This is a genomic window from Ochrobactrum sp. SFR4 (assembly GCF_019730395.1).
Lineage (GTDB): Bacteria > Pseudomonadota > Alphaproteobacteria > Rhizobiales > Rhizobiaceae > Pseudochrobactrum.
Window position 1 is genome coordinate 1 of the sequence record NZ_JAAPBB010000865.1, and the last position, 266, is coordinate 266.

Below are 266 nucleotides of genomic sequence, written 5' to 3' on the forward strand. Positions count from 1 at the left end.
CCCTGAATACATAGATTCCGACATCGAAACTGCGTGGCGCAGAGGTAAATTAATTTTCAACGCTAAACCGCTTGGCGATGTGGTTGCGGAACTTGAACGTTATCGGTCGGGAAATATCATTCTCACCAGCAAGCAATTATATGCTTTGCAAGTGACCGGCGTCTTCGATCTCTCGCAGCCGGAAGAAATTCTGCAAGCAATCGAAACCACACTTCCTGTCAGTGTAATACGCCTGCCTTTTGTCACAATTTTACGTCCGAACGCTG

1 protein-coding gene is annotated in these 266 nt (G+C 47.0%); it reads left to right on the forward strand.

Annotated features, from left to right (window positions below; translation table 11 throughout):
• A partial coding sequence (locus HBA93_RS21540) for a FecR family protein (RefSeq protein WP_353619426.1) occupies positions 1-266 on the forward strand: 266 nt, incomplete at both ends.